This window comes from Streptomyces sp. NPDC015171, from assembly GCF_043079545.1.
Classification (GTDB): Bacteria; Actinomycetota; Actinomycetes; order Streptomycetales; family Streptomycetaceae; genus Streptomyces.
On sequence record NZ_JBIBUO010000030.1, the window covers coordinates 14,877 to 35,050 of the forward strand.

Consider the following 20,174-nt stretch of genomic DNA (forward strand, 5'->3'; position numbering starts at 1 on the left):
TCAGCCCTCCGAAGGGGCCAGGCGCTCGAGCTCCGCCTGGGTCGACTTGAGCAGGTCGTTCCAGGACGCCTCGAACTTCTCGACGCCCTCGTCCTCCAGCACCTGTACGACGTCGTCGTACGCGATGCCGAGCTTCTCCAGCGCGTCGAGGTCGGCGCGCGCCTGCGCGTAGGTGCCGGTGACGGTGTCGCCGGTGATCTCGCCGTGGTCCTCGGTGGCCTCCAGCGTGGCCTCCGGCATGGTGTTGACCGTGTTCGGCGCGACCAGCTCGGTGACGTAGAGGGTGTCCGGGTACGCCGGGTCCTTCACGCCGGTCGACGCCCACAGCGGACGCTGCTTGTTGGCGCCCGCGCTCTCCAGGGCCGTCCAGCGGTCGGAGGAGAAGACCTCCTCGTACGCCTGGTAGGCGAGGCGCGCGTTGGCGACGGCGGCCTTGCCGCGCAGCGCCTTGGCCTCGTCGGTGCCGATGTCGTTCAGGCGCTTGTCGATCTCGGAGTCCACCCGGGACACGAAGAAGGACGCCACCGAGTGGATCAGCGACAGGTCGAGACCGCGCTCCTTGGCCTTCTCCAGGCCGGTGAGGTACGCGTCCATGACCGCGCGGTAGCGCTCCAGCGAGAAGATCAGCGTGACGTTGACGCTGATGCCGCGGCCGATGGTCTCGGCGATCGCCGGCAGACCCGCCTTGGTGGCCGGGATCTTGATCAGGGTGTTGGGGCGGTCCACCAGCCAGGCCAGCTGCTTGGCCTCGGCGACGGTCGCCTTGGTGTTGTGCGCCAGGCGCGGGTCGACCTCGATGGAGACCCGGCCGTCCTGGCCGTCGGTGGCGTCGAAGACCGGGCGCAGGATGTCGGCGGCGTCGCGGACGTCCGCCGTGGTGATCATGCGGATGGCCTCTTCGACGGTGACCTTGCGGGCGGCGAGGTCCGACAGCTGCTGGTCGTAGCCGTCGCCCTGGGAGATCGCCTTCTGGAAGATCGTCGGGTTGGTGGTGACGCCCACGACGTGCTGCTGGTCGATCAGCTCGGCGAGGTTGCCGGACGTGATCCGCTTGCGCGACAGGTCGTCCAGCCAGATCGCGACGCCTTCGTCGGAGAGGCGCTTGAGTGCGTCTGTCATGGAATTACATCTCCTACGTGTCGTATATGAGCGTCAGCGCTGGGCGGCGGCGAGGGATTCCCTGGCCTTGGCGGCCACGTTCTCGGGGGTGAAGCCGAACTCGCGGAAGAGCACCTTGCCGTCGGCGGACGCACCGAAGTGCTCCAGGGAAACGATGCGGCCGGCGTCCCCGACGTACTTGTGCCAGGTGAGGCCGATGCCCGCCTCGACGGAGACGCGGGCCTTGACGGACGGCGGAAGCACGGAGTCCCGGTACCCCTGGTCCTGCTCCTCGAACCACTCCACGCACGGCATCGAGACGACCCGGGTGGGCACGCCGTCGGCCTGGAGCTGCTCACGGGCCTCCACGGCCACATGGACCTCGGAACCGGTGGCGATCAGGATCACCTGCGCCTCGCCGCCCTCGGCCTCGAACAGGACGTAGCCGCCACGGGTGGCGTCCTCGTTCGGCTCGTAAACCGGCACGCCCTGGCGGGTGAGCGCGAGACCGTGCGGCTGCCCCTTGCCGAACTCCTTGGTGTACCGCTTGAGGATCTCGCGCCAGGCGATCGCGGTCTCGTTGGCGTCCGCGGGGCGGACGACGTTCAGGCCGGGGATCGCGCGCAGCGAGGCCAGGTGCTCGACCGGCTGGTGGGTCGGGCCGTCCTCGCCGAGGCCGATGGAGTCGTGCGTCCACACGTACGTCACCGGCAGGTGCATCAGGGCCGACAGCCGCACCGCGTTGCGCATGTAGTCGGAGAAGACGAGGAACGTGCCGCCGTAGACACGGGTGTTGCCGTGCAGGGTGATGCCGTTCAGCTCGGCGCCCATGGAGTGCTCGCGGATGCCGAAGTGGATCGTGCGGCCGTACGGGTCGGCCTCCGGCAGCGGGTTGCCCTCGGGGAGGAAGGAGCTGTCCTTGTCGATGGTCGTGTTGTTCGACCCGGCGAGGTCGGCGGAGCCGCCCCACAGCTCGGGGATGACCGCGCCGAGCGCCTGGAGCACCTTGCCGGAGGCGGCACGCGTCGCGACACCCTTGCCCGGCTCGAAGACCGGGACCTTCTCCTCCCAGCCGGTGGGCAGCTCGCCCTTGGCGATCCGGTCGAAGTCGGCGGCGCGCTCCGGGTTGCCGTCCCGCCACACCTGGAACGACTTCTCCCACTCGGCCTTCGCCTGGGCACCGCGTTCCAGCGCCTTGCGGGTGTGGGCGATGACCTCGTCGGAGACCTCGAAGGACTGCTCCGGGTCGAAGCCGAGGACGCGCTTGGTGGCCGCGACCTCCTCGTCGCCCAGCGCCGAGCCGTGCGCGGCCTCGGTGTTCTGCGCGCTCGGGGCGGGCCAGGCGATGATCGAGCGCATCGCGATGAAGGAGGGGCGGTCGGTGACCCGCTTGGCCTCCTCGATCGCGGCGAAGATCGCCGCCGGGTCGAGGTCGCCGTTGTCCTGGGCCGCCACCCGCTGGACGTGCCAGCCGTAGGCCTCGTACCGCTTGACGGTGTCCTCGGAGACGGCCGTCTCGGTGTCGCCCTCGATCGAGATGTGGTTGTCGTCCCACAGCAGGACCAGGTTGCCGAGCTTCTGGTGGCCGGCGAGCGAGGACGCCTCGGCGGAGATGCCCTCCTGGAGGCAGCCGTCACCGGCGATGCAGAAGACGAAGTGGTCGAAGGGGGAGTCGCCGGCCGGGGCCTCCGGGTCGAACAGACCGCGCTCGTAGCGAGCGGCCATCGCCATGCCCACCGCGTTGGCGACACCCTGGCCCAGCGGGCCCGTGGTGGTCTCGACGCCCTTGGTGTGCCCGTACTCGGGGTGGCCCGGGGTCTTGGAGCCCCACGTCCTGAATGCCTTCAGATCGTCCAGCTCCAGGCCGAAGCCGGCCAGGTAGAGCTGGGTGTAGAGGGTCAGGGACGAGTGGCCGGCGGACAGCACGAAGCGGTCGCGCCCGACCCACTCCGGGTCGGCCGGGTCGTGCCGCATCACCTTCTGGAAGAGGGTGTAGGCGGCCGGGGCCAGGCTCATCGCCGTACCGGGATGGCCGTTGCCGACCTTCTGTACGGCGTCTGCGGCCAGGACACGGGCGGTGTCCACGGCCCGCTGGTCCAGCTCGGTCCACTCAAGGTCTGTGGTGGTCGGCTTGGTGCTCACCCTGGGTCAGGGCTCCTCTCCACATGTCGGTCGCCGGTCGTCGGGGCATACGCCCACCCGGCCGCCGGCGTGCTTCTGCCCGCCGGCCGTTGTCGAGCCTACCCCCGTAAGGACGTGCGTTTTTTCGAGTGTTTCCAGACTGCCGGGAGTCGATGCGATCCGCCTCCCGACTGGCCGGAAAGCCATCGGGCACATGAATACGGAGCCGCTCATCTGACTGCTCATTCGAGCCTCTGTACGCACGTCGGGTCGCCCCCGCCAACACGACCCCACCCCCGCGAAGGCCGGGGTATGGGCAACGTCTAAAGTGGCGTGGTACGCGCGAGCCTTTACCGGTACTTCACACGGGAGGGCTTGCTGGGATGTCTCTGTCAGGGGTGTGCGTGACGGCCGTCGAATCGCGTCCTGGGGGCACCTCCCAGGCCCTTAAGGCGCTAGGGGAGGGTGGGCTCGGTGGTGCGAGCCCGGGCCCGGTTCAGCGGCCGTTCGGGGCCCGTGTCAAGGCGTTCGTGGCGCTGACCAAGCCGCGGATCATCGAGCTGCTGCTCATCACCACCGTGCCGGTGATGTTCCTGGCGCAGCGGGGGGTGCCCGACCTCGTCCTCGTGCTGCTGACCTGTGTCGGCGGCTACCTGTCGGCGGGCGGCGCCAACGCGCTGAACATGTACATCGACCGGGACATCGACGCCCTGATGGACCGCACCTCGCAGCGCCCGCTGGTGACCGGGATGGTCAGCCCGCGCGAGTGCCTGGCCTTCGGCATCACCCTCGCGGTGGTCTCGACGCTGCTGTTCGGACTCACCGTCAACTGGCTGAGCGCCTGGCTCTCACTCGGGGCGCTCCTTTTCTACGTCGTCGTCTACACGATGATCCTCAAACGGCGTACGTCGCAGAACATCGTGTGGGGCGGCATCGCCGGCTGCATGCCGGTGCTGATCGGCTGGTCGGCCGTGACGGACTCGCTCTCCTGGGCGCCGGTCATCCTCTTCCTGGTGATCTTCTTCTGGACGCCGCCGCACTACTGGCCGCTGTCCATGAAGGTGAAGGACGACTACGCGCGCGTGGGCGTCCCGATGCTGCCGGTCATCGCCTCCAACAAGGTCGTCGCCAAGCAGATCGTCATCTACAGCTGGGTGATGGTCGCCGTCTCCCTCCTCCTCACCCCGCTCGGCTACACGGGCTGGTTCTACACGCTGGTCGCCCTCGCGGCGGGCGGCTGGTGGCTGTGGGAGGCGCACGCCCTGCAGAACCGGGCCAAGTCCGAGGCCACCGGCGGCAAGCTCAAGGAGATGCGGCTCTTCCACTGGTCGATCACCTATGTGTCGCTGCTGTTCGTGGCGGTGGCTGTGGACCCCTTCCTGCGCTGACGCGCGCCGGGCGTACGTCACAGGGCCCTGCCCTCGCCAGCCGATCTACCGGTGAGTAGCATCCTGGCCATGGCAGACACGCAGCAGGTTGACGCGCGGGCCGAGCGCAAGGTGTCCCGGCTCGCCCACCAGATCAGCGCCTTCGCGAAGGCGCACGGCGGCGCGGAGGGCCAGGTCGCCCACATCGGCGAACGCGGCGCCCGCATCGTCCTCGTCGGCGAGGACGGCGGCTGGGGCGACCTGGTGGCGCCCAGCACCGAGATCGCGGAGCAGGCCGTGGCGAAGGCCGGCATCACCGTGCACGAGTCCTTCGACGGCGAGTTCGCCGCGAAGGTGACGACGGGGCCGTACGAGTGGAAGCGGATGGCCGGCATCCAGCTCGGCGGCTGAGCGGCGCGCGCCGCGCGCTCGCCGGACGGCCCGCGCCCCTGGCGTGAGTGCGACCCCGGGCCGGACCGCGACCGGGGCCGGACCGCGACCTCACACCCGGTTCACCCGTTAGGACGTGCAAGACCACGTCGTACGGGGAGCCGGAATGATCGAAACGCCGTCCCTCGTGGACCAGTACTGCCATGGCGTACTGCGGACCGAGCTGGGCCTCGGCACCTTCGAGGCCCAGCTGTCCCGTACCGAGGGGCCGCCCGCACCGGGCACCACCCTGTTCGACACGCAGACGGGCTTCGCCGTACGGCGCTGGTGCCCGCCCCTGCTCGGCCTCGAACCGCACTGCCCGCCCGCCCACTACCTGGCCCGGCGCCGGGAACTGGGCGTCCTGGAGTCGGACCGGCGGCTGCTGCGCGGCAGCGGCATCACGACGTACCTGGTCGACACGGGGCTGCCGGGCGACCTCACCAGCCCCGCCGAACTGGCCTCGGCCGGGGCCGCCCACGCCCACGAGATCGTCCGGCTCGAACTGCTGGCCGAGCAGGTCGCCGACACCTCGGGCACCGTCGAGTGCTTTCTCGCCAACCTCGCCGAGTCGGTGCACGGAGCCGCGTCGACCGCCGTCGCCTTCACCTCCGTCGCCGGCCTCCGGCACGGCCTCGCCCTCGCGCCTCAGCCGCCGGGGCCCGGGGAGGTGCGGGGCGCGGCGGGCCGCTGGCTGGCCGGGCGGCGGGTCGGCGGCACGCTCACGGACGCCGTACTGCTGCGGCACCTGCTGTGGATCGCGATCGCGTCCGGGCGGCCCCTGCAGCTGCACGCGGGCCTCGGCGAACCCGGCTCCCGCATCGACCGCACGGACCCGGTGCTGCTCACCGACTTCGTCCGCGCCACCGCGGGCCTCGGCACCGACCTGGTCCTGCTGCACGGCTATCCGTACCACCGCCACGCCGCCCACCTGGCCGGGGTCTTCCCGCACGTCTACGCCGACTCGGGCGCCGCGCTCGTGCGCACCGGCGCCCGGGCGGCCACGGTCCTCGCCGAGATCCTGGAGCTGGCCCCCTTCGGCAAGATCCTCTTCTCCACCGGCGCCCAGGGCCTGCCCGAGCTGCACGTCGTCGGCGCCCACCTGTTCCGCGACGCGCTGGAGCGGGTCCTGGGCAGCTGGGTCGCCGACGGGGCGTGGTCCCCGGAGGACGCCCAGCGGGTGGCCCGGCTGATCGCGTCGGACAACGCGCGACGGGTGTACGGCCTCGACTGAGGCGGGCGCGGGGCGGGTGACAGCGCGCGCCCCGGTGAGCAGACTGGCCCGATGCGGACAGACATGCTGCTCGACGCCTTCCTGCGCCGCCTCGCGCCCCTGCGTCCCCTCGCCGTCTGGGCCCACGGCTCCCTGGCCGGCGGCGACTACCAGGAGGGGCGCAGCGACCTGGACCTCATCGCCGTACTGCCGAGGCCGCTCGGTCCGAAGGAGGTCTGGCGGGTGGCCACCCTGCACCACCGGCTGCGGCGGGCCGCGCCGCCGGCCGTGCGGCTCCTCCACTGCGGCTATCTCGCCCCGGCGGTGCTGGACGACCCCGGGCGCTCGCACCTCACCTGGGCGCACGACGGTCTGCTGCGCCGTCCGGTCACCCCGGTCACCCGGCGCGAGCTGCACGCGTTCGGGCGTGTGCTGTACGGCGGCACGCCGGCCGCGCTGCTCCCGCCGGTACCGGACCGGCAGCTCGCCGAGTTCGTCGTCCGCGACCAGCGCGACTTCTGGCGCCCGGCGGTGGACAGGGCGCGGCTGTGGCGGCGGGACGTCTGGGTCGACCTGGGCCTGCTGACCTTCGCCCGGGCTGGCGTCACCCTGCGCGAGGGACGGCTGATCTCCAAGCGGGAGGCGCTGGCGGAGCTGTCCGCGCTCGGCGCTCCGGCCGAGGTCGTCGAGGACATCACCCGCCGGCGCTACGGCACCCCCGCCCCCGCCCCCGCCTCGGACGCCTGGCGGGGCCGCCGGGCCGAGGCGGCCCGCGCCTTCCTGGGCCCGGCGATCGACGCCCTGGTCACCACGTACGGGTGAGGGACGCGGCCGGGCCGGCCGGCCGCGCGGGCGGCTCAGGCGCGCGCGCCGACGGTGATCTCGGCCGAGGGGCCCGGCAGGTCGAGGGCGCTCTCCGGGCGCTCGCGCAGCGCGAGCAGGACCCGCACGGTGGCGATCCAGATCAGGCAGGAGCCGAGCATGTGCAGGGCGACCAGCACCTCGGGCAGATGGGTGAAGTACTGCACGTAACCGATCACGCCCTGGGCGAGCAGCACCAGGAACAGCTCGCGCGTGCGGGCCAGCGGGCCCTTCGGCGCGTCGACCGCCTTCAGCACGAACCACAGCGCGAACGTCAGCGTCACCACGATCCAGGCGAGCACCGCGTGCAGCTTGGCGACCGTCTCCCAGTCGATCGGGATGCGCTCGACCTCGCTGGAGTCGCCGGCGTGCGGCCCGGCCCCGGTCACCACCGTGCCGGCCGCGATGAGCAGCACGGTCGCGGCCACCAGGAACCACACCAGCTGCTGCACGGCCTTGCCGACCAGCGGGCGCGGCGCCCCGTCGCCCTCACGGGTGCGCTGCCACGTCACCGTGGCCAGGGCGATCAGGCAGGTGGAGAGCAGGAAGTGCGCGGCGACCGTGTACGGGTTCAGGCCGACCAGGACGACGATGCCACCGAGCACCGCGTTGCCCATGACCACCCAGAACTGGGCCCAGCCGAGCCGGGTCAGACCGCGCCGCCAGGGCTTCTGGGCGCGGGCGGCGATGATCGCCCAGCCGACGGCCGCGCAGAGCACGTACGTCAGCATGCGGTTGCCGAACTCGACGAACCCGTGGAAGCCCATGGCCCGGGTGGTGGTCAGCGAGTCCTCGGTGCAGGTGGGCCACGTCGGGCAGCCGAGGCCCGAGCCGGTCAGCCGGACGGCACCGCCGGTGACGACGATGGCCACCGACATGACGAGTGCGGCGAGGGCCGCGCGCCGGACCGTCCGGGAATCCGGGGTCCAGCGGGCGGCGATGAAGGCGAGCGGGTTGCGCAGGGCCGCTTCGGCGTCGGCACGGGTCAGCTTTGGCACGCGCACCATCGTAGGCCGCCGCTTGTGCACGCGTTCACGAGGGTCGCCCCCACGCGCCCGGCGCGTCCCGGTGGCTTTCGGCCGGGGGATCACTCCCAGCGGAAGAAGCGGCCCGCCGCGGCCAGCCCGGCCGCCGCCCACACGGCGAGGATCCCCAGGTCGCCCCAGGGCATCCCGGCGCCGTGCTGGAGCACGTCCCGCAGGCCGTCGGAGAGCGCGGAGATCGGCAGCAGGCCGAGCATGTCCTGCCCCGCCGAGCCGAACTTCTCCAGCGGCACGATCACGCCGCCGCCCACCAGCAGCAGCAGGAAGACCAGGTTGGCCGCGGCCAGCGTGGCCTCCGCCTTCAGCGTGCCCGCCATCAGCAGGCCGAGCCCGGAGAAGGCGGCGGTGCCGACGACGAGCAGCAGCAGGACCGCGGCGGGGCTGCCGTGCGGGGACCAGCCGAGCGCGAAGGCGATGACGGTGAGCAGGACGACCTGGAGGATCTCCGTGACCAGCACGGACACCGTCTTCGCGGTCATCAGGCCCCAGCGGGGCAGCGGCGAGGAGGCGAGCCGCTTCAGGACGCCGTAGCGGCGCTCGAAGCCGGTGGCGATGGCCTGGCCGGTGAACGCCGTGGACATCACGGCCAGCGCGAGGATGCCGGGGGCGAGGAAGTCGACGGCCTCGCCCTTGCCGGTGTCCACGACGTCGACGGAGCTGAAGAGCACCAGCAGCAGGGTCGGGATGACGACCGTCAGCAGCAGCTGCTCGCCGTTGCGCAGCAGCATCCTCGTCTCCAGCGCCGCCTGGGCCGCGATCATGCGGGGGAGCGGCGCCGCCTGGGGCTTCGGGGTGTAGGTACCCGCGGTGGTCACGAGCGCAGCTCCTTGCCGGTCAGTTCCAGGAAGACGTCCTCCAGCGTGTGCCGCTCCACCGAGATCCGGTCCGGCATCACCCCGTGCTGGGCGCACCAGGAGGTCACCGTGGCCAGCAGCTGGGGGTCGACCTTGCCGGCGACCCGGTAGGAGCCGGGGGTCAGCTCGGCGGCGGCGCAGTCCGCCGGCAGGGCCTTGAGCAGGGACCCGACGTCGAGCCCCGGGCGGCCGGTGAAGCGCAGGGTGTTCTCGGCGCCGCCCTTGCACAGTTCCTCGGGGGAGCCCTGGGCGATGACCCGGCCGCCGTCGATGATCGCCACGTCGTCGGCGAGCTGCTCGGCCTCGTCCATGTGGTGGGTGGTGAGGATCACCGAGACGCCGTCGGCGCGCAGGTCCCGCACCAGGTCCCAGGTGGCCCGGCGGGCCTGCGGGTCGAGGCCGGCCGTCGGCTCGTCGAGGAAGACCAGTTCCGGGCGGCCCACGACGGCCATGGCGAGCGCCAGACGCTGCTGCTGGCCGCCGGAGAGCCGGCGGTAGGCGGTCCGGCCGCAGGAGCCGAGGCCGAGGCGTTCCACGAGGGCGTCGACGTCCAGCGGGTGCGCGTGCAGCTTCGCGACGTGCCGGAGCATCTCGTCGGCGCGGGCGCTCGGGTACACGCCGCCGGACTGCAGCATCACGCCGATCCGGGGCCGCAGCTCGGCGGACTGGCGTACGGGGTCGAGGCCCAGGACGCGCACCGTGCCGGAATCCGGCTTCCGGTACCCCTCGCAGGTCTCGACCGTGGTCGTCTTTCCCGCCCCGTTGGGGCCGAGTACGGCGGTCACGCCCGGTCGGGCGGCCAGGTCGAGGCCGTCCACCGCGGTCTTCGTGCCGTACCGCTTCACCAGGGCCTGGACCTGGACCACGGGCTCACTTCGCATGGGTCCAGAGTCTAGGGAGACCGCGCGCCGCTCAGGAGGGCGGGTGGGGGAACTCCTCCGCACGGGGCCGGTGCAGCGGCAGCCACCGCTCGGCGTAGGCCACGGCGTCGGCCACCGGGAACAGCCGGGCGTGCGCCGCGCCGGCCCGTCCGCGCACGACGGGCCGGTCCCGCTCGTAGTCGTGCCCCAGCTCCTCGAACCGGTCGGAGGTGATCGAGACCTCGACCACGGTCTCCCAGCCGCCGTCCGGGGCCGGCCGGCCGACCCGCACGCGGGGCGCCGGTATGCGGTATTCGGCGAGGTGGAAGGCGGTGCAGGAGGCGTAGCCCGCGCCGAGCAGCAGCACGCGGGCGCCCAGCCGCTCCAGCCGGGCCAGCGGGCTGTGCTCGCCGAGCCGGCAGTCCGGGGCGTGGCCCTCGGTGATCTCCCGCGCGCGGGGCCCGAGGGCGGCGAAGGAGGTCTGCGGGTGCGCGCTGCGCAGGGCGCCGGGCCAGGTCCGCACGGTCTCCGGGACGACGCCGACCCCGCGGGCGGGGGTGATCAGCGGGTCGTACGGGGGCATGGTGGCGCGGATCCGGTCCCACCACTCCTCGGGCACCGGCGGATCCGACCAGACGGCCGGGTCGGACTGGTCGCCGGTCTGGGCGGGCACGACGAGCGTGCCGCTCGGACCGAGTGCGTCGAGGAGTGCCTGGACCACGGCGACGGCACCCCCGTTCACCCAGCCGAGGGAGCTGAGCGAGGAATGTACGAGGAGGATCTCGCCGGTCTCGACACCGAGCAGGCGAAGCTGTGCTGCGAGGGTGTCGCGCGTGACAAGAGGGCCGGTCGGAGGGGGTGCGGGCATGGTTCGGGAGTCTTCCGGACGGGGCCGCGGGACGCCACCGAATTCGCCGGGCCGGCGGCCGGAAATGATCGATCAGAAGATCGTTTGCGCAGGTCAGATTAGGTATGCCTAAGTGACGCAGGGCACCGCTCGATGATCCGGACGCGCTTGTCAGGCTCCAAGGAATTACGCAACAATGGCGTTGTGAAAAACGTCGGCGAGGCTCGGGAGACCCCCACGGGGACCCCCCAGGAGGAGCTAGCGACCGGTGAGCGCTCCACGCGCAACCGGGTCGCGCGGTCCATCCTGGACCACGGGCCGTCGACCGTCGCCGAACTCGCCGGCCGGCTGGGCCTGACCCAGGCAGCCGTCCGCCGGCACCTGGACGCGCTGGTCGCCGACGACGTCGTGGAGGCGCGCGAGCAGCGGGTGTACGGCACGCGCACGCGCGGCCGGCCCGCCAAGGTCTTCGCACTCACCGACTGCGGCCGGGACGCCTTCGACCAGTCCTACGACAAGCTCGCCGTGGACGCGCTCCGCTGGATCGCCGAGCACGGGGGCGGCCCCGAGGCGGTCACCCGCTTCGCCCGCGCCCGGATCACCGCCCAGGCGCGCGCGTACCGCAAGGCGATCGAGGCCGTGCCGCCCGACAAACGGGCCGAAGCACTGGCCAGGGCCTTGAGCGTCGACGGGTACGCTGCAACGGCGCGCAGCGCACCGGTCGGCGAGCAGCTCTGCCAGCACCACTGCCCGGTCGCCCATGTAGCGGAACAGTTCCCCCAGCTGTGCGAGGCGGAGACGGAGATCTTCGCCGAGCTGCTGGGTACCCACGTCCAGCGACTGGCGACCATCGCGCACGGCGACGGCGTCTGCACGACGTTCATCCCCAAGATTTCCACTGACGCACCTGCAAGCACGGCCGGGAGGAACCCCGCATGACTCTCCCCACGGAGACTGCTCACCCCGAACTCGAGGGCCTGGGCAAGTACGAATACGGCTGGGCCGATTCCGACGTGGCCGGTGCCTCCGCACGGCGCGGCCTCAACGAGGACGTCGTCCGTGACATCTCGGGCAAGAAGGCCGAGCCGGAGTGGATGACCAAGCTGCGCCTGAAGGGCCTGAAGCTCTTCGAGAAGAAGCCGATGCCGAACTGGGGCTCGGACCTCTCGGGCATCGACTTCGACAACATCAAGTACTTCGTGCGCTCCACGGAGAAGCAGGCGGAGTCCTGGGAGGACCTGCCCGAGGACATCAAGAACACGTACGACAAGCTCGGCATCCCCGAGGCGGAGAAGCAGCGCCTCGTCGCCGGTGTCGCGGCCCAGTACGAGTCCGAGGTCGTCTACCACCAGATCCGCGAGGACCTGGAGGAGCAGGGCGTCATCTTCCTGGACACCGACACCGCGCTGAAGGAGCACCCGGAGCTCTTCAAGGAGTACTTCGGGACCGTCATCCCCGTGGGCGACAACAAGTTCGCCTCGCTGAACAGCGCCGTGTGGTCCGGCGGCTCCTTCATCTACGTGCCGAAGGGCGTGCACGTCGAGATCCCGCTCCAGGCCTACTTCCGTATCAACACGGAGAACATGGGCCAGTTCGAGCGGACGCTGATCATCGTCGACGAGGGTGCCTACGTGCACTACGTCGAGGGCTGCACCGCCCCGATCTACAAGTCGGACTCGCTGCACTCCGCGGTCGTCGAGATCATCGTCAAGAAGAACGCCCGCTGCCGTTACACGACCATCCAGAACTGGTCGAACAACGTCTACAACCTGGTCACCAAGCGCGCCGTGGCCTACGAGGGCGCGACCATGGAGTGGATCGACGGCAACATCGGCTCCAAGGTGACGATGAAGTACCCGGCCGTCTACCTGATGGGCGAGCACGCCAAGGGCGAGACCCTCTCCATCGCCTTCGCGGGCGAGGGCCAGCACCAGGACGCCGGCTCCAAGATGGTCCACATGGCGCCGAACACCTCGTCCAACATCGTCTCCAAGTCGGTGGCGCGCGGTGGTGGCCGTACCTCCTACCGCGGCCTGGTGGAGATCGGCGAGGGTGCCCACGGCTCGAAGTCGAACGTGCTGTGCGACGCGCTGCTCGTCGACACGATCTCCCGCTCGGACACCTACCCCTACGTGGACGTCCGCGAGGACGACGTGTCCATGGGCCACGAGGCGACCGTCTCCAAGGTCTCCGAGGACCAGCTCTTCTACCTGATGAGCCGCGGCCTGACCGAGTTCGAGGCGATGGCGATGATCGTGCGCGGCTTCGTCGAGCCGATCGCCAAGGAGCTGCCCATGGAGTACGCCCTCGAACTCAACCGGCTGATCGAGCTCCAGATGGAAGGCGCGGTCGGCTAAGCACCGCCCTCGTCCCCATCAAGCCCCTCACGTAAGAAAGCGAGCAGACCGACAGCCATGGCTGAGGCTCAGAACTCCCCCACCCTCAAGTCCGTTCGGGCGGGGGGACCCCCACCCGTGGGCTCCACCACCGCGGGCCAGATCGCGGTGGCCGCCGAGTCGACCGTCGCCACGCGCATGAGCGCGCCCCCGTCCTTCGACGTGGCGGACTTCCCGGTGCCGCACGGCCGCGAGGAGGAGTGGCGGTTCACGCCGCTGGAGCGCCTGCGCGGGCTGCACGACGGCACCGCCGTCGCCAACGGCGAGGGCGTGAAGATCACGGTCGAGGCCCCCGAGGGCGTCACCGTCGAGACCGTCGGCCGCGACGACGCCCGGATCGGCCGGGCGGGCACCCCCGTGGACCGGGTCGCCGCCCAGGCGTACTCGGCGTTCGAGCAGGCCGGCGTGATCACCGTCGCCAAGGACACGGTGCTCACCGAGCCGATCCGCATCGCCGTGCACGGCGCGGGCGGGGTCGCCTACGGTCACCAGGTGATCGAGCTGGGCGCCTTCGCCGAGGCCGTCGTGGTCATCGACCACACCGGTGACGCGGTGCTCGCGGGCAATGTCGACTACCTCGTCGGCGACGGCGCCAAGCTGACCGTCGTCTCCGTGCAGGACTGGGACGACAAGGCCGTCCACGTCGCCCAGCACAACGCGCTGGTCGGCCGGGACGCCTCCTTCAAGTCCGTGGTCGTCACCTTCGGCGGCGACCTGGTCCGCCTGCACCCGCGCGTGGAGTACGCCGGCACCGGCGGCGAGGCCGAGCTGCTCGGCCTGTACTTCACCGACGCCGGGCAGCACCAGGAGCACCGCCTCCTGGTCGACCACAACACCCCGCACTGCAAGTCGAACGTCGTCTACAAGGGCGCGCTCCAGGGCGAGGCGGCGCACGCGGTCTGGATCGGCGACGTGCTCATCGAGGCCAAGGCCGAGGGCACGGACACCTACGAGATGAACCGCAACCTGGTCCTCACGGACGGCGCGCGTGTCGACTCGGTGCCGAACCTGGAGATCGAGACCGGTGAGATCGTCGGCGCCGGCCACGCCTCCGCCACCGGCCGCTTCGACGACGAGCAGCTCTTCTACCTGATGGCCCGCGGCATCCCGGAGCACGACGCCCGCCGTCTCGTGGTCCGCGGCTTCTTCGCCGAGCTGGTCCAGCAGATCGGTGTCACCGACATCGAGGAGCGCCTGCTCGCCAAGATCGAGGCGGAGCTGGAGGCAGCGGTCGCATGACGACCTTCGTACGCGCCTGCGGGCTGAGCGAGCTGGCGGAGGACACCCCGAAGCGGGTGGAACTCGACGGCACGCCGGTCTCGGTCGTGCGGACCGAGGGCGAGGTGTTCGCGATCCACGACATCTGCTCGCACGCGAACGTCTCCCTGTCCGAGGGCGAGGTGGAGGACTGCCAGATCGAGTGCTGGCTGCACGGCTCCGCCTTCGACCTGCGCACCGGCAAGCCGTCCGGCCTCCCCGCGACGCGCCCCGTCCCCGTATACCCCGTAAAGATCGAAGGGGACGACGTTCTCGTCTCCCTCACCCAGGAGTCCTGAGGCACCCATGGCAACGCTTGAAATCCGAGACCTGCACGTCACCGTCGAGGCCGACAACGCCACGAAGGAGATCCTCAAGGGCGTCGACCTCACCGTGAAGCAGGGCGAGACGCACGCCATCATGGGCCCCAACGGCTCGGGCAAGTCGACCCTCGCCTACTCGCTGGCGGGTCACCCGAAGTACACGATCACCGGCGGCACCGTGCTGCTCGACGGCGAGGACGTCCTGGAGATGTCCGTCGACGAGCGCGCCCGCGCCGGCCTGTTCCTGGCGATGCAGTACCCGGTCGAGGTCCCCGGCGTCTCCGTCTCCAACTTCCTGCGCACCTCCGCCACCGCCGTCCGCGGCGAGGCCCCGAAGCTGCGCACCTGGGTGAAGGAGGTCAAGGGGGCCATGGAGCGCCTCAACATGGACCCGGCCTTCGCCGAGCGCAACGTGAACGAGGGCTTCTCCGGCGGTGAGAAGAAGCGCCACGAGATCCTCCAGCTGGAGCTGCTCAAGCCGAAGGTCGCGATCCTCGACGAGACCGACTCCGGCCTGGACGTCGACGCGCTGCGCATCGTGTCGGAGGGTGTGAACCGCGTCCGCGAGACCGGCGAGGTCGGCACCCTGCTGATCACGCACTACACGCGCATCCTGCGCTACATCAAGCCCGACTTCGTCCACGTGTTCTCGGCCGGCCGCATCGTCGAGTCCGGCGGCGCCGAGCTGGCCGACAAGCTGGAGAACGAGGGCTACGAGGCATACACGAAGGGTGGCGTATCCGCGTGACACAGCTGCCGGGCCTCCTCGACACCGAGGCGATCCGCAAGGACTTCCCCATCCTGGACCGGCTGGTCCACGACGACCGGAAGCTCGTGTACCTGGACAACGCGGCGACCTCGCAGAAGCCGCGCCAGGTGCTGGACGCCCTGAGCGAGTACTACGAGCGCTACAACGCCAACGTCCACCGCGGTGTGCATGTGCTCGCCGAGGAGGCCACGGCGCTGTACGAGGGCGCGCGCGACAAGGTCGCCGAGTTCGTCAACGCGCCCAGCCGCGACGAGGTGATCTTCACCAAGAACGCCTCCGAGTCGCTGAACCTCGTGGCGAACATGCTGGGCTGGGCCGACGAGCCCTACCGGGTGGACCACGAGACCGAGATCGTCATCACGGAGATGGAGCACCACTCCAACATCGTGCCGTGGCAGCTGCTCGCGCAGCGCACGGGCGCGAAGCTGAAGTGGTTCGGCCTCACCGACGACGGCCGCCTCGACCTGTCCAACATCGACGAGATCATCACCGAGAAGACGAAGATCGTCTCCTTCGTGCTGGTGTCGAACATCCTGGGCACCGTCAACCCGGTCGAGGCGATAGTCCGCCGCGCCCAGGAGGTCGGCGCGCTCGTCTGCATCGACGCGTCCCAGGCCGCCCCGCACATGCCGCTGGACGTGCAGGCCCTGCAGGCCGACTTCGTGGCCTTCACCGGCCACAAGATGTGCGGTCCGACCGGCATCGGCGTCCTCTGGGGCCGCCAGGAGCTGCTGGAGGACCTGCCCCCGTTCCTGGGCGGCGGCGAGATGATCGAGACCGTCTCGATGCACTCCTCGACCTACGCCCCGGCGCCGCACAAGTTCGAGGCGGGCACCCCGCCGATCGCCCAGGCGGTCGGTCTCGGCGCGGCGATCGACTACCTGAACGCCATCGGCATGGACCGGATCCTCGCCCACGAGCACGCGCTGACCGAGTACGCGGTGCGGCGCCTGGCGCAGGTCCCGGACCTCAGGATCATCGGCCCGACGACGGCCGAGGACCGCGGGGCGGCGATCTCCTTCACCCTCGGTGACATCCACCCGCACGACGTGGGCCAGGTCCTGGACGAGCAGGGCATCGCGGTACGCGTGGGACACCACTGCGCCCGCCCGGTCTGCCTCCGCTACGGAATTCCTGCGACCACGCGAGCGTCGTTCTATCTGTACTCCACGCCGGCCGAGATCGACGCTCTGGTCGACGGTCTGGAGCACGTACGGAACTTCTTCGGCTGAGAGGCGTGAGGGCTGACACCGTGAAGCTGGACTCGATGTACCAGGACGTCATCCTGGACCACTACAAGCACCCGCACGGGCGTGGTCTGCGCGATGGCGACGCCGAGGTGCACCACGTGAACCCGACCTGCGGCGATGAGATCACCCTGCGCGTGAAGTACGCCGGCACGAAGATCGAGGACGTCTCGTACGAGGGCCAGGGCTGCTCCATCAGCCAGGCCTCCGCCTCCGTGCTGAACGAGCTGCTGGTCGGCAAGGAGCTGGCCGAGGCGCAGCGGATCCAGGAGACCTTCCTGGAGCTGATGCAGTCCAAGGGCAAGATCGAGCCCGATGACGCGATGGAGGAGGTGCTGGAGGACGCGGTCGCGTTCGCCGGTGTCTCCAAGTACCCCGCGCGGGTCAAGTGCGCCCTCCTGAGCTGGATGGCGTGGAAGGACGCGACGGCCCAGGCACTGGATGGCGCCGAAGCCGAAAGGAAGACCGCATGAGTGACACCGTCGAGATGAAGCCGGCCTCGGAGGAGGAACTCCGCGAGGCGCTGTACGACGTCGTCGACCCCGAGCTGGGCATCGACGTCGTCAACCTCGGGCTGATCTACGGCATCCACGTCGACGACGCGAACATCGCGACGATCGACATGACCCTGACGTCGGCGGCCTGCCCGCTGACGGACGTCATCGAGGACCAGGCCAAGTCCGCCACGGACGGCCTGGTCAGCGAGTTGCGCATCAACTGGGTCTGGATGCCCCCGTGGGGCCCCGACAAGATCACGGACGACGGCCGCGAACAGCTGCGGGCGCTCGGGTTCAACGTCTGAGCCCGGATCGGTCCGCACCGCGCGCGTGAAGCGGCGGCACCCCGCCCGGGTGCCGCCGCTTCGTCGTGCGCGGCCTCGGACCGGCTCGTCGTGTACGCGTGTACGCAGCGTTGTGTACGCTCGTACACATGGGATACCTGACGCTCGCCGGCGCGATCGCCGCCGAGGTCGCCGCCACGACGGCGATGAAGTACACCGAGGGCTTCAGCCGGTTCTGGCCCTCGCTCGCGACCGCCCTGGGATACGTCGTCTCGTTCGCGCTGCTGGCCCACACGCTGAAGACCGTCCAGATCGGCACCGCCTACGCCATATGGTCCGGCGTGGGCACCGCGGCCATCGCCGTGCTCGGGCTGCTGCTGTTCGGGGAGGGGCTGAGCGTGCCCAAGGTCGCCGGGATCCTGCTGATCATCGGGGGAGTCGTCGTGCTGAACCTGGGCGGGGCGAGCCACTGATGGCCCGCCGCTACGACCCCGAGCGCCGGCAGCGGATCACCGATGCCGCGATCCGGGTGGTCGGCCGCGACGGCATCGCGGGGCTGAGCCACCGTACGGCGGCCGCCGAGGCCGACGTACCGCTCGGCTCCACCACCTACCACTTCGCCACCCTGGAAGAGCTGCTGGTGGCCGCGTTGCGGCAGGCGAACGAGGGGTTCGCCGGGGTGCTGGCCGAACTGCTGCCCGAGGCGGGCGGGGGCGACCTCGCGGCGGACCTCGCCCGGGTGCTGGGGGAGTGGCTGGGCGGTGAGCGCACCGGCGTGGAGCTGGAGTACGAGCTGTATCTGGCCGCCCTGCGCCGCCCCGCGCTGCGTCCCGTCGCCGCCGAGTGGACCGAGCAGGCGGCGGCGCTGCTGGCCCGGCGCACCGACCCGGTCACGGCACGGGCCCTGCTCGCGCTGATGGACGGCATCGGCCTCCAGGTCCTGCTGACGGGCGGTTCCTACGACGAGGAGTACGCGCGGACCATGCTGGCTCGGCTGATCCCCTGAAGCGGCGCCCGGCACGTGAGACGCGGTTCGCCCTCACCGCCCCGCCCGCGTTAGGTTTTGCCCATGACCGAGTCTGCAACCCGTACCACCGGCGCCGTCGCCGCCGGCCTCGCCACCCTCGCCTCCGACGGCACCGTCCTCGACACCTGGTTCCCGGCCCCCGAGCTGGTCGAGGAGCCGGGCCCGTCCGGCACCGAGCGGCTGACCGCCGAGCGGGCGGCCGAGCTGCTGGGCGAGGGCGCGGCCAAGGCGGCCGGCCCGGACGCCCGCCGGGGCGTCGAGGTGGTCGCGGTCCGCACGGTCATCTCCTCGCTGGACGCCAAGCCGGTCGACGCGCACGACGTCTACCTGCGCCTGCACCTGCTCTCGCACCGCCTGGTCAAGCCGCACGGCCAGAACCTGGACGGCATCTTCGGCCACCTCGCCAACGTCGCCTGGACCTCGCTCGGCCCGGTCGCCGTGGACGACATCGAGAAGGTGCGGCTGAACGCCCGCGCCGAGGGCCTGCACCTCCAGGTGACCTCGGTCGACAAGTTCCCGCGCATGACGGACTACGTCGCCCCGAAGGGCGTGCGCATCGCCGACGCCGACCGGGTCCGCCTGGGCGCGCACCTCGCCGCGGGCACCACGGTCATGCACGAGGGCTTCGTCAACTTCAACGCGGGCACGCTCGGCACCTCCATGGTCGAGGGACGGATCTCCGCGGGTGTCGTGGTCGGCGACGGCTCGGACATCGGCGGCGGCGCCTCCACCATGGGCACCCTGTCCGGCGGCGGCAACGTGATCATCTCCATCGGCGAGCGCTCCCTGATCGGCGCCGAGGCGGGCGTCGGCATCGCCCTCGGCGACGAGTGCGTGGTCGAGGCCGGCCTGTACATCACCGCGGGCACCCGGGTCACCATGCCCGACGGCCAGATCGTCAAGGCCCGCGAGCTGAACGGCGCCTCCCACATCCTCTTCCGCCGCAACTCGGTCACCGGCGCCGTCGAGGCCCGCCCGAACAACGCGGTCTGGGGCGGCCTGAACGACGTCCTGCACAGCCACAACTGACGCACCAGTCGCCCGGGGCGCCCCTCACCTCACGGTGGCGGGCGCCCCGTCACGTGTGCGGTGCCGCCGCGAACGCGCGCAGCGCCGCGAAGTCCGGCTCGCGCAGGCCGAGCCGCGGGTCCACGTGGTGGAGCAGGGCGGGGCCGGGATGCCGGTCCCTGACGTACAGCGTGTCGGCCGGGCTCTGCTCGTCGTCCACCCAGGCGAACGGCCGGCCCCCGGCGTACGCCACGATCGCCTCCGTCTTCCAGTGCACTCCGTCCGGGCGCTCGGCGAACAGACCGGTCCCGAAGTCGACGCAGGGCAGCTCGGGCAGACCGACGACCGGGGCGATCCAGACGTTGGCCTGCGTCATCCAGCTCGTCGCCCAGCACAGTTCGTAGCCGAGCGCCAGCAGCGCCGGGCCGTGGTCCGGGTTCAGCCAGACCCGCAGCGGGCGCCGCCGGGAGGGCAGCGGCACCCGGATCGTCGTACACCCCTCGGGCCGGCGTTCCGGCTGGGCCGCGTACGGGTTGAGGGGGCCGTCGACGTCCAGGAACAGCAGCGGGCGGCTCACAGGGACACCGTACGGCGGGGGCGGCGGGCGGATCTATGGAAATTTCTTCGCGGCGGCAGGCATAGCGGCGGGCGGGTGTACACGTCAGTAGGGGTG

22 protein-coding genes are annotated in these 20,174 nt (G+C 71.1%); 15 read left to right on the forward strand and 7 right to left on the reverse strand.

The features are described from left to right. Together tal and tkt are read right to left on the reverse strand one after the other, a co-directional pair. Entirely contained in the window at positions 1–1,119 is a 1,119-nt protein-coding gene (gene tal, locus ACF073_RS39690; protein WP_392076397.1) for a transaldolase, read from the reverse strand. Between the two features lie 33 nt (positions 1,120–1,152). Next, entirely contained in the window at positions 1,153–3,240 is a 2,088-nt protein-coding gene (tkt, locus tag ACF073_RS39695) for a transketolase (protein ID WP_392076398.1), read from the reverse strand. 362 nt (positions 3,241–3,602) lie between these two features. Here tkt and ACF073_RS39700 point away from each other — a divergent pair, with 362 nt between their 5' ends. The 4 genes from ACF073_RS39700 (at position 3,603) to ACF073_RS39715 (ending at position 7,050) form a co-directional block, all read left to right on the forward strand. Continuing rightward, positions 3,603–4,607 (forward strand): heme o synthase, encoded by a 1,005-nt coding sequence (locus ACF073_RS39700; protein WP_392076399.1) that lies wholly within the window; start codon positions 3,603–3,605, stop codon positions 4,605–4,607. A gap of 69 nt (positions 4,608–4,676) precedes the next feature. Then, complete coding sequence (locus tag ACF073_RS39705) at positions 4,677–4,997, forward strand: hypothetical protein (RefSeq protein WP_392076400.1); 321 nt, start codon at positions 4,677–4,679, stop codon at positions 4,995–4,997. Positions 4,998–5,142: 145 nt separating this feature from the next. Further along, the gene (locus ACF073_RS39710; protein ID WP_392076401.1) at positions 5,143–6,249 is read left to right on the forward strand and encodes an amidohydrolase family protein; all 1,107 of its coding nucleotides are present in this window, start codon (positions 5,143–5,145) and stop codon (positions 6,247–6,249) included. Between the two features lie 51 nt (positions 6,250–6,300). Beyond that, a complete protein-coding gene (locus tag ACF073_RS39715; protein WP_392076402.1) occupies positions 6,301–7,050 on the forward strand; it encodes a nucleotidyltransferase domain-containing protein in 750 nt (249 codons plus the stop codon). Between the two features lie 35 nt (positions 7,051–7,085). On the opposite strand, the gene ACF073_RS39720 is transcribed toward ACF073_RS39715, so the two are convergent. From ACF073_RS39720 to ACF073_RS39735, 4 genes are all read right to left on the reverse strand, one after another. Beyond that, positions 7,086–8,096 (reverse strand): heme A synthase, encoded by a 1,011-nt coding sequence (locus ACF073_RS39720; protein ID WP_392076403.1) that lies wholly within the window; start codon positions 8,094–8,096, stop codon positions 7,086–7,088. A gap of 80 nt (positions 8,097–8,176) precedes the next feature. After that, complete coding sequence (locus ACF073_RS39725) at positions 8,177–8,893, reverse strand: ABC transporter permease (RefSeq protein ID WP_392076453.1); 717 nt, start codon at positions 8,891–8,893, stop codon at positions 8,177–8,179. 50 nt (positions 8,894–8,943) lie between these two features. Further along, on the reverse strand, positions 8,944–9,867 hold the full coding sequence (locus ACF073_RS39730) for an ABC transporter ATP-binding protein (RefSeq protein WP_392076404.1): 924 nt from the start codon (positions 9,865–9,867) through the stop codon (positions 8,944–8,946). Positions 9,868–9,898: 31 nt separating this feature from the next. Next, entirely contained in the window at positions 9,899–10,714 is an 816-nt protein-coding gene (locus ACF073_RS39735) for an aminoglycoside N(3)-acetyltransferase (RefSeq protein ID WP_392076405.1), read from the reverse strand. A gap of 183 nt (positions 10,715–10,897) precedes the next feature. Between ACF073_RS39735 and ACF073_RS39740 the strand changes: the two genes are divergently transcribed. The 11 genes from ACF073_RS39740 (at position 10,898) to dapD (ending at position 19,522) form a co-directional block, all read left to right on the forward strand. Further along, positions 10,898–11,632 (forward strand): helix-turn-helix transcriptional regulator, encoded by a 735-nt coding sequence (locus tag ACF073_RS39740; RefSeq protein ID WP_392076406.1) that lies wholly within the window; start codon positions 10,898–10,900, stop codon positions 11,630–11,632. Next, positions 11,629–13,050 (forward strand): Fe-S cluster assembly protein SufB, encoded by a 1,422-nt coding sequence (gene sufB / locus ACF073_RS39745; protein WP_392076407.1) that lies wholly within the window; start codon positions 11,629–11,631, stop codon positions 13,048–13,050. Before ACF073_RS39740 ends, sufB begins: the two co-directional genes overlap by 4 nt. A gap of 57 nt (positions 13,051–13,107) precedes the next feature. Continuing rightward, a complete protein-coding gene (gene sufD / locus ACF073_RS39750; protein WP_392076408.1) occupies positions 13,108–14,328 on the forward strand; it encodes a Fe-S cluster assembly protein SufD in 1,221 nt (406 codons plus the stop codon). Further along, positions 14,325–14,645 (forward strand): non-heme iron oxygenase ferredoxin subunit, encoded by a 321-nt coding sequence (locus tag ACF073_RS39755; protein WP_392076409.1) that lies wholly within the window; start codon positions 14,325–14,327, stop codon positions 14,643–14,645. The genes sufD and ACF073_RS39755 overlap by 4 nt, the downstream gene beginning before the upstream one ends. Positions 14,646–14,652: 7 nt before the next feature. After that, positions 14,653–15,417, forward strand: coding sequence for a Fe-S cluster assembly ATPase SufC (gene sufC / locus ACF073_RS39760; protein ID WP_392076410.1), 765 nt, complete (start codon positions 14,653–14,655; stop codon positions 15,415–15,417). Beyond that, a complete protein-coding gene (locus ACF073_RS39765; RefSeq protein WP_392076411.1) occupies positions 15,414–16,670 on the forward strand; it encodes a cysteine desulfurase in 1,257 nt (418 codons plus the stop codon). Before sufC ends, ACF073_RS39765 begins: the two co-directional genes overlap by 4 nt. A gap of 20 nt (positions 16,671–16,690) precedes the next feature. Beyond that, positions 16,691–17,158: a Fe-S cluster assembly sulfur transfer protein SufU gene (gene sufU, locus ACF073_RS39770; protein ID WP_392076454.1), complete on the forward strand. Its 468-nt coding sequence runs from the start codon at positions 16,691–16,693 to the stop codon at positions 17,156–17,158. Continuing rightward, positions 17,155–17,487: a metal-sulfur cluster assembly factor gene (locus ACF073_RS39775; protein WP_152771493.1), complete on the forward strand. Its 333-nt coding sequence runs from the start codon at positions 17,155–17,157 to the stop codon at positions 17,485–17,487. The genes sufU and ACF073_RS39775 overlap by 4 nt, the downstream gene beginning before the upstream one ends. Before the next feature lie 128 nt (positions 17,488–17,615). After that, entirely contained in the window at positions 17,616–17,939 is a 324-nt protein-coding gene (locus tag ACF073_RS39780; protein ID WP_392076412.1) for a DMT family transporter, read from the forward strand. Beyond that, positions 17,939–18,472, forward strand: coding sequence for a TetR/AcrR family transcriptional regulator (locus ACF073_RS39785; RefSeq protein ID WP_392076413.1), 534 nt, complete (start codon positions 17,939–17,941; stop codon positions 18,470–18,472). Before ACF073_RS39780 ends, ACF073_RS39785 begins: the two co-directional genes overlap by 1 nt. 63 nt (positions 18,473–18,535) lie before the next feature. After that, a complete protein-coding gene (dapD, locus tag ACF073_RS39790; protein ID WP_392076414.1) occupies positions 18,536–19,522 on the forward strand; it encodes a 2,3,4,5-tetrahydropyridine-2,6-dicarboxylate N-succinyltransferase in 987 nt (328 codons plus the stop codon). Positions 19,523–19,571: 49 nt separating this feature from the next. Here dapD and ACF073_RS39795 read toward each other — a convergent pair whose 3' ends face one another. After that, a complete protein-coding gene (locus ACF073_RS39795; protein WP_392076415.1) occupies positions 19,572–20,078 on the reverse strand; it encodes a hypothetical protein in 507 nt (168 codons plus the stop codon). Positions 20,079–20,174 lie beyond the last annotated feature (96 nt).